The 9,145-nt window shown below is 55.5% G+C and carries 7 protein-coding genes and 1 pseudogene; 6 read left to right on the top strand and 2 right to left on the bottom strand.

Annotation, left to right across the window (positions count from 1 at the left end):
- The 4 genes and pseudogenes from GSQ94_RS00945 to GSQ94_RS00930 all read left to right on the top strand — a co-directional run.
- Positions 1–341 (top strand): annotated as a pseudogene (locus tag GSQ94_RS00945) (TonB-dependent receptor); the annotation flags it as partial.
- Positions 342–469: 128 nt separating this feature from the next.
- Complete coding sequence (locus GSQ94_RS00940; protein ID WP_158941444.1) at positions 470–1,432, top strand: hypothetical protein; 963 nt, start codon at positions 470–472, stop codon at positions 1,430–1,432.
- 167 nt (positions 1,433–1,599) lie between these two features.
- Entirely contained in the window at positions 1,600–3,162 is a 1,563-nt protein-coding gene (locus GSQ94_RS00935) for a hypothetical protein (protein WP_158941443.1), read from the top strand.
- Positions 3,163–3,234: 72 nt separating this feature from the next.
- Positions 3,235–5,028, top strand: coding sequence for a hypothetical protein (locus GSQ94_RS00930; RefSeq protein WP_158941442.1), 1,794 nt, complete (start codon positions 3,235–3,237; stop codon positions 5,026–5,028).
- Between the two features lie 413 nt (positions 5,029–5,441).
- Here the strand turns inward: GSQ94_RS00930 and groL are convergent, their stop codons facing one another.
- Together groL and groES are read right to left on the bottom strand one after the other, a co-directional pair.
- Positions 5,442–7,112: a chaperonin GroEL gene (gene groL / locus GSQ94_RS00925; protein ID WP_158941441.1), complete on the bottom strand. Its 1,671-nt coding sequence runs from the start codon at positions 7,110–7,112 to the stop codon at positions 5,442–5,444.
- Between the two features lie 101 nt (positions 7,113–7,213).
- Positions 7,214–7,513, bottom strand: a complete 300-nt coding sequence (gene groES, locus GSQ94_RS00920; protein ID WP_020713919.1) for a co-chaperone GroES — start codon at positions 7,511–7,513, stop codon at positions 7,214–7,216.
- A gap of 304 nt (positions 7,514–7,817) precedes the next feature.
- On the opposite strand from groES, the gene GSQ94_RS00915 reads away from it, so the two are divergent.
- Together GSQ94_RS00915 and GSQ94_RS00910 are read left to right on the top strand one after the other, a co-directional pair.
- Positions 7,818–8,390, top strand: a complete 573-nt coding sequence (locus GSQ94_RS00915) for a carboxypeptidase-like regulatory domain-containing protein (RefSeq protein ID WP_158941440.1) — start codon at positions 7,818–7,820, stop codon at positions 8,388–8,390.
- 26 nt (positions 8,391–8,416) lie between these two features.
- Positions 8,417–9,145, top strand: coding sequence for an SDR family NAD(P)-dependent oxidoreductase (locus GSQ94_RS00910; RefSeq protein ID WP_158941439.1), 729 nt, complete (start codon positions 8,417–8,419; stop codon positions 9,143–9,145).

Genomic DNA, 9,145 nt, shown 5'->3' with positions numbered 1-9,145 from the left:
CCTTCCATCTGCCCGCCAGCACCGGCTTCTTCGCCGTGCAATACACCGCGAACAAATTCTCCGCCGCCATCAAGGGCGCTCTGGCCAGCCGTAGCGACGACTCCACCTTCCAGCTCCACAACGACCGCAACAGCGGCAACTCGCTCCTGCTTCCCAACCAGGACTTAGACTTCGGCTACGCCAAACTCGACCTCAATCTCCTCTTCAACGCCACCCGCCACGTCACCGTCTTCACCCAGCTCGATAATCTTCTCGGCCAGCAACACATCGGCCCCATAGGCTACCCGGGCCTGCCCTTCACCATCCGCGCAGGCCTGAAGATCCGCATCGGCGGCAATTAGGAATAAGCTCAATAGCCCTATCGAAACGCAACGAACATGTCTCTTGCGTGTTTCTTTCTTGTATGTTCTCGCTCTCTTCGCAGTCGCGGAGCCAAATTGAACCGTCTATATCAACGAAGGGAAACAAAATGACCCGATATCTCTTAGCACTCACCCTCCTGGCAGCAACCACCACCGTCGCAGCTCGCGCCCAGGAAGGCCCCACCCCAACCCAGGCCCTCGTCGTCTTCGACTCCAAAACTCCAGCCTCTCCCACCGCCCAAGATCTCACCATCAAAGTCGATAACCGTGTCGCTCAGCTCAGCGACCTCGCCGCCATCCCGCCCGGCGGAGCCCAGGTTGCTCTCCTCATCGACGACGGCCTCCGCACCAGCGTCGCCCGCGAGATGAACAACCTCCGCTCCTTCATCACCAGTCTCCCCCCAGGCACTGAGGTCTTCGTCGGTTATATGACCAACGGAACCGTCTTCCCGGGCACGGGCGCTAACGGCTTCACCTCTGATCTCGCCGCCGTCGCTCAGGGAATCCGCATCCCCAGCGGCATCCCGGGATCCAGCGCCAGCCCGTACTTCTGCCTCTCCGACTTCGTCAAGAACTGGCCCGGCCGCGCAGAAAATCAGCTCAGCCCCGTCCAGCGCAACGCAGCACCTGCTCACAGGCCGCGCTTCGTCCTCATGATCACCAACGGCGTCGACCCCTATAACGGCAGCACCAGCCCACTCAATCAGGACAGCCCCTACGTCTCCTCCGCTGTCACCGATGCCCAGCGCGCCGGCGTTCCCGTCTACTCCATCTTCTTCAACGACGCTGGCTTCGGCCGTGGCCGCGGCAGCTTCAGCGGGCAAAACTACCTCGCCCAGCTCGCAGAGGGAACCGGCGGCCTCTCCCTCTACCAGAGCACCGGCCAGAACCCCGTCTCCATGGCTCCGTACCTCAAGCAGTTTCAGGAGGCTATCGCCAAAACCTTCGTCGCCACCTTCCCAGTCGACGCCAACAAAAAGATGGTCAACCTGAAGCTATCCACCAGCCTCCCCAAAACAAAGCTGCGAGCCCCCACCCAGGTTCGCCCCGGAACCATCGTCTCGAACTAACCAACACCTCCCCGCACACTCAGGGCGGCATCCCGCAAGGGACGCCGCCCTTTGTCTGCAATCTCACCCGAATGCGCCGCGACTATAAAAATGACGAAGCAAGGACAAAGCCCTGACAACTCAACCGTGACGCTTTGCAAAACTGAGTAACTTCGAAAGGCGGCCAGATGTCGATCCTGCAAAAGCTGGCAATCCTCTTATTACTCCCTCTGGGTGCAATCGCTCAAAGTAACCTCATAGCCAAATCTCTTAATAAAATTCAGTTGGCCGACCAGTTCCCGGGAGCCGACCCATGCATTCAAATTCAGAATGCCATCGCAGCACTTCCAGTCAACGGTGGAGAGGTCGACGCCAGAGGGTTTCTTGGCTTCTTTAGCTGCTCGGCAAATCCCTTCGGCAGCATTCTGAATCATCCTGGTGAATCGGTTCACCTTTACCTGGCCGCAGGTTCTACCTTTACAACTTCGGCGCAGTGGATCATTCCTTTAGGTTCGGTTGTAAGCGGCGAAAACTCAGCGCCGGGCGGAGGAAGAGGCACGACTCTCGTTGCAAGTGCAACGAGTTTTCCTACAAATATCCCAGTGGTCTTTCTTGGCGATGCTCTTCAGTCTGAAGGGCCGCTTATCGAGAACATAACCATTGACTGCAACCACGTGACCGGAAGCATAGGAATCTTCAGTGACCGCGTACAGGAGTTGGGAGGCGTCCGTAATGTCTCCGTCATCAACTACAAAGCGATCGGTATCGAAATGCTGGATCGCAGCAGCCTCGCGCCAGGAACAGGCGGACTACCTGAAAACTACATACTCGACGAACTCCAATTGGGAGGAGACGCGGGTTCAACGTGCATTCGAGTCCGCGTAGGTGTCGGCGGCCAGCGTGGGGGAGCACACATCACCTGCAGCTCGTCTCTGGTTGAAACTGGAAACCTGTCGTGTTCGTCAGGGGTAGTTACCGCAACCTTTCCCGCAAACACAATACCCAACGGTGCCTCGATCGGGGTAGAGGGAGGAACAAATTTATCCCTCAACGGTCTGTTTACCGTGGCAACCTCCTCTTCGACGCAGTTGCAATGGAACCAGACTGGCTGTAGCGGCACGGCCACAGCGGCAATCGTCGGAGTGATGGCACAAAATGGAGTACAGCTGGACGGCTCCGATGGCGTCTACTCTCAGATCCACTGCGAATTCACGGTAGATTGCGTGCTTACGGACTCAGTTGCTCTACAGGAGGGATGGGTTACAAGGGCGCTTGCGATCTCGGGTGTTACAGGACAAGCGAGTGTAAAAAATATTGTTCACTTGGGCGATGCAACTCACCCGGAAGACATAACACTCACCGCCCTTCAGCGCTGCATCGGACCGAATTCGGCGACACAGCAATGCGCAACAAACGTCCTGCAGGATGACTTCAATTCGCTAACGTTGCAGGACGCATCGTTAGCCTGGTATCTCGTTGGTCACTCCAGTATTCCAGGACAAGGATCCACCCTCCTGAGCAGTTCACCGAATGTTAGCTGGACTCTGCCAAACCCGTTTCTTCTATTCCACAATCCATCGTCCTTCTCACAGTTAGGTACGCAGCCAAATGGAAGCCTCACCTATTGCAAAGATTGCACCGTAACCACCCCGGCCTCATGCTCCACCGCAAACCCCTCTGGCTGCGTCTGTAGCGGTGGTGGTACGGGAGACTTTGCTAAACGTGTCAATGGAACCTGGCTTTGTAATTAGGAATTTCATCAAAGTGATTCAGACGGAAGGCGACCGATTCGTAATCGACAAAAGTGATGTGCGGCCCCTGATATGCAAAATTATCTTCTTCGTTACAGATTCTTCTTACCGGTCCTGCAAGCCGCTTTACTCCTCTTGTTTGTCTTTCCTGCTCTCCAGTCCGTGGTGCGCGATAACGACCAGGCTAGTCTCGTCACAGGGGCGATGCAGATCAGCAGGCACCAGATCTCGCCGCTTCATGATGGTCTCTATCTCTTCGATAAACAGTACGGGACCTACCTCCTCTTATCGCTCGTTTTCAAATTCTTCCCTGGTTTCGATCCGATCACGCTGGGAAATGCGATCCAGATCCTGCTCTATGGCATAGGCTCAATTCTGGCTCTCTATGTAGCGGAGAAGCGTGGCCTCTCCCGTCGGATAGGCGTCACGCTGTGTCTGGTTCCTTCACTGATTCTGTATGCTCCATTCCTTGGAACCAGTCAGCTTTCACTTGCGTTTCTTCTCCTCTCCTATCCATTTCTGATAAATCGTGCGGGAGTGAAGTTCTACGCTGGATTGCTGCTGCTTGCGCTTGCAACGACAATGCGGGTTGACGCGATCTTCTGTGTTCCGGCAATCTACACCGCGATCTCGGCCAGAAGAACGCTGCGCCAGGTCTTCATGGATAAGACGATGTGGCTATTTGTAGCTACGGTGACAATCCCTTTGGTGATCGGCATTCTAATCGCTCCGCCATCGATCTATCTTCCTGCCGATCACTTTTTCGTCCTGTCTTTCTATGCTGCGCTCTTGGTATTTGCCATCGGTCTACCGTGGTTGGTGAGCGCGACTACATTCTCTGTCTTCGGAGTACGGGCGGCGTTACAGAGACGAAGATGGTCCACCTTCTACATCGTCATGGTGGCGTCCGTGTGGTGCAGCCTCGCGTATTACTCGGTTCAGATGTATTCTGCTCGATATTTTTTCCCAACGTTCTTCTCATCGTTTGCTCTACTCAGCTCAAAGCGTGGACGCTTCTGGTTCCGCTGGATGAAACAAAGGCACCTCGCTGTGCAGCGAGTTGGGATGAGAGTGTTGACCGCGTTGAGCCTCACTCCTTGGATTGTTGGCGTTCACTTCTTCTCCTTGCACTCCGGAAAACTCACCCTGTCGAATCCCACGTTGATTCCGACGTCTGATGGAGTACTCCCGATGGGCAGTCTGGCGGCCTTTCAGGCAAGTCTTATTGCGCGCCATGGGGTTGTGGATCAAAATCAGCAGTCGCTCCTTGCCGCCAGATCCGTACGCTACAAGCCGTGCCCGGATGGCCTGGTATCTGTCTATTTCTCGGGTATGTCGTCATTCATCATGCAGGCTGCCGAAGAACAAGGTCTTCGCTCTCGGATCCTCGTGCTTCAAGACACAACTTCATCCTGTCCAAAAGGCAGATATGTCGAGTTGCGGGCATTGGTTCGCGGCGAAACGAATGTCGACTTGTTACTTCGTCATGCGATGAAATGGGAGAGCGCGCCGGATGCACTGAGGCCAATTCTCAGTGTGGATCTCACCTCGCCGGCAAACGATACGACCGAGGAAATAAAAACTCTGGTGGCTATGGGAAGGCGAATGGACTTTACATACCATGCTTTACCTGCGGGCGGTGTTCCTACAAACTATGTATTGGAAGATGGTCATGCAGCGCTGATGTATACGGATGAAAGATCCTGTCTCCCGCGCGAAGGAAAGACCATTGCCGTACCAGGTTCAAATGAAATCTGGGCAGAGATCGCGGCTAAACCCGTTCGGCGATCGATTGCGGTGTGTGCCATGCGAAGTGGAGCATGGCTGCCTGTAGAGGTTCCTCAGTTCCTTCAAGCCAAGCGATGAACTCTACTTCATCGCTGGCCGCGCCCATCACGAAAACTCGTGGTCTCTTCAGCTCTCTCAAGCCCTTCAAAGAGCAGTTGATCGAAGGCAACGACCAGTAGAACCAAACCCGCGAGTCTCCCGCCCCTGACCGGAGCGCGGGAGATTCTGCGAAGTTGGGGCTGTTCCTTGAACCGCCCAAAACCAAGACTCTGACTTCCGCCTCGAAAATAAAGTTCAAATCGGTGGCGTATTTTTAGGCGCCTAAAAAGTGACTGCTTAAGCACCATGCTCACCACGCAAACCACCACAGTTACACCACCGAAAAACCACCACGAAAACAGCAGTTTTTCAAAAACACCCCTCAAAACTCCAGCAAAAACAGCAAAGCCCCGGGTTCACCGGGGCTCCACTTTTTTTCTGTAAACAACTTCTTAGTACATGCCGTCCATACCGCCGCCGCCATGCTGATGTCCGCCGCCCGCTTCCTTCTTCTCGGGGATGTCGGAGATCATCGCTTCGGTGGTCAGCATCAAGCCAGCGATCGATGCCGCGTTCTGCAGAGCAGTACGCGTAACCTTCGTAGGATCAATAACTCCAGCCTTCACCAGGTCCTCGTAGGCGCCCGTTCCGGCGTTGTAGCCGAAGTTGGACTCCTTCGATTCGTGGATCTTGCCGATCACCACAGCACCCTCTTCGCCGGCGTTCGAAACGATCATGCGCAAAGGCTCTTCGATCGCGCGACGGATGATCGAAGCACCGATCTTCTCATCGCCTTCGAGAGTCTTGATGACTGCTTCCACTGCAGCCGTGCAGCGAACCAACGCCACACCACCACCCGGGACAATACCTTCTTCAACAGCAGCGCGTGTTGCATGCATCGCATCCTCAACACGAGCCTTCTTTTCCTTCATCTCGGTCTCGGTTGCAGCACCAACCTTGATCACTGCAACGCCGCCAACCAGCTTGGCCAAGCGCTCCTGCAGCTTCTCACGGTCGTAGTCGGAGGTGGTCTTGTCGATCTGTGCGCGAATCTCCTTCACGCGGCCTTCAACATCGCCATCCTTGCCGCCGCCATCAACGATGGTGGTGTTGTCCTTGTCGATCGTCACGCGCTTCGCAGTGCCAAGGTCCTCGATCTTCACGCCCTCGAGCTTGATGCCGAGATCTTCCGTGATGGCCTTGCCGCCGGTCAGAATTGCGATATCCTGCAGCATCGCCTTGCGACGATCGCCGAAGCCAGGAGCTTTCACGGCAGCCACGTTCAGCGTGCCACGCAGCTTGTTCACGACGAGAGTCGCGAGCGCTTCACCATCGACATCTTCAGCGATGATGATGAGCGGCTTGGCAGTGCGTGCAATCTGCTCGAGCAATGGAAGCAGATCCTTCATCGACGAGATCTTCTTCTCGTAGATCAAGATGTAGGGGTTCTCGAGAGCAACTTCCATCCGCTCTGCATCGGTCACGAAGTAAGGCGAAAGATAGCCGCGATCGAACTGCATGCCCTCAACCACGTCGAGCTGGGTCTCCATGGTGCGAGACTCTTCGACAGTAATAACGCCATCCTTGCCGACCTTCTTCATCGCTTCGGCGATGATCGTGCCGATCTGCGAGTCCGAGTTGGCCGAGATGGTTCCGACCTGAGCAATCATGTCGCCTGAGACCGGCTTCGAGAACGTCGACAGAGCGCCGCCAACCGAAACGCCATTCTCATCGCGCTTGCCGATGATGGCCTCAACAGCCTTGTCGATGCCGCGCTTCAGTGCCATCGGGTTTGCACCGGCAGCAACTGTCTTTACACCCTCACGGTAGATCGCCTGGGCAAGGACAGTAGCGGTTGTGGTACCGTCGCCGGCAACATCCGAGGTCTTCGAAGCTACTTCGCGGACCATCTGTGCGCCCATGTTCTCGAGCGAATTGGCGAGCTCGATCTCCTTGGCAACGGTCACGCCGTCCTTTGTAATCGTTGGCGAGCCAAACTTCTTTTCGATAACAACATTGCGACCTTTCGGTCCAAGTGTCACCTTCACTGCGTCAGCCAAAATATTGACACCACGCAGGATAGCCTGACGCGAATCTTCTCCATGCAGAATCTGTTTTGCCATTGTCTTACTCCTGTTGCCAGCGAAAAGGCTGGTGAAAGTGTTATGTGAGGCGCCCGAAGCGCCGATTAAGCGGCGGAGCCGCGATATACGGCACAAAATGTCTACTTCTTGAGGATGCCCAGGACTTCTTCTTCACGCATGATCAGCAGTTCTTCGCCGTCGATCTTGATCTCGGTGCCGGAGTACTTGCCGAACAGGATGCTGTCGCCAGCCTTGACATCGAGCGGGAATACCTTACCCTCGTCGTTCGACTTGCCCTTGCCAACGGAGATCACTTCGCCCTGCTGCGGCTTCTCTTTTGCCGAATCCGGGATGATAATCCCGCCACGAATGCTTTCGCCCTCTTCAATACGCCGAACCAGAATCCGGTCGTGCAGCGGTGTAAACGATGTTGTCGCCATTGCTTTACATCTCCTTGGTACGATTTGGCGAACGGGAGACCGTCCGCGATTGTAATGCGCAGCATCAGCCACAAACCGATGGCCAGCGCCGCAATGAAGTAGTGGAATCAGCCTTCGGCAGGCCTAGGGACTAAGATCAGGAGCCGTTAGCACTCAAGCCTTCCGATTGCTAACGATAGTCAGCCAGCTTGCAGTTGTCAACTGCGCTACGTGAAATGTGAGTGAAACTCGCGCAAGCTTCAGCCAAGCCCGATCGAGATAGGTGAACCGGGCAATCTACGTTCAAAAGTCGTAGAATGAGCCCATGTCGTTACGTCGCACCGCGTGGTCTCTCTCTCTTCTGACTCTCGTTTTAGCTTTCACTGCCTGCCCTGCCGCGAAGGCGCAGGATCAGGATGCTCCGGTTAAGCGCGGCCGTAAATATAAGTCGCCCCCGGCAACCTCTCACATCGAAGTCACCGTCACCAAAAAGTTCAACGGCAAGCCGATCATGAACGCCGCCGTTATCTTCAACCCTGTTAAAGATGGCAAGGATGAAGGAAACCTCGAGGTGAAGACCGATCCGGACGGCAAAGCGATTATTGATGTGATTCCCACGGGAAGTACTGTTCGCGTTCAGGTAATCGCTCAGGGCTTTGCGACCTTTGCAGAGGAGTATGAGGTCATGGACCCCAGCAAAGAGATCTCGATCTCCATGATTCATCCCCGAGAGCAAGTCTCTTCTTACGTGGACAACGATGGTAAGGCGACGACGAGAAAGCCTGGGGTTCAAGAGCCCATCAGGACAACAACGCCAGCTGCTAAACCTACTCCAACCACTCCACCTGCAACCCAACCCCAGCCGACTCCCGCTCCTGACTCGACACCTCAGCCATAACGGCTAATACCGCACAAAGGGAGCTTATGGAGAGGCTACTGACAGGCAAGACCGTGCTCGTAACTGGGGCTGCCAAGCGCATTGGACGTGCCATCGCTTTAGCGCTTGCTGAACGTGGAGCAGATGTAGCGATCACCTACCTCTCCTCCCATACCGAAGCAGAAGAGACAGTACATGCTCTCGCCGGCCACGACGTTGAAGCACTCGCCATTCGCTGCGATCTGCGTAATCCGGAAGATATCGAGCAAACCGTCTCGGCGGTCGTCAACGACTTGGGCCGTATCGATCTTCTCGTCAACAACGCTGGTATCTTTGCCTCCGAAGTGCTCGAGAAGGTCTCTGCCGATCAGTGGGACGCAATGTTTACAACCAACACGCGCGCCCCTTTTTTGGTGGCCAAAGCAGCGTACCCACATCTTCGAGCCGTCAAGGGCCGCATTCTCAACATCGGCTCGTTGGGTGGACTTCACCCCTGGGCTACCCACGCCCACTACTGCACCTCCAAGGCGGCGCTGCACATGCTCTCCCAGACCATGGCCAAGGCGTGGGCTCCTGAGATCAGTGTCAACTGCATTGCGCCAGGGATGATTGTTCAAGGAGAGCTAGGCGAGGCTTATGAGCACTTCGCCCGTAAGACTCCCATGCAGCGCAATGGCACAGCCGAAGATGTAGCCGCGGCAGCTATCTTCTTTGCGACCGCGCCCCACTTCATCACTGGCCAGCTTCTGGCCGTCGATGGCGGACTCGGCCTTTAG

The sequence above is a fragment of the Granulicella sp. S190 genome, assembly GCF_009766095.1.
In the GTDB taxonomy this organism is placed as follows: domain Bacteria; phylum Acidobacteriota; class Terriglobia; order Terriglobales; family Acidobacteriaceae; genus Edaphobacter.
Note: the sequence above shows the minus strand (reverse complement) of the source record. Positions and strands in the feature narration are given on the sequence as shown.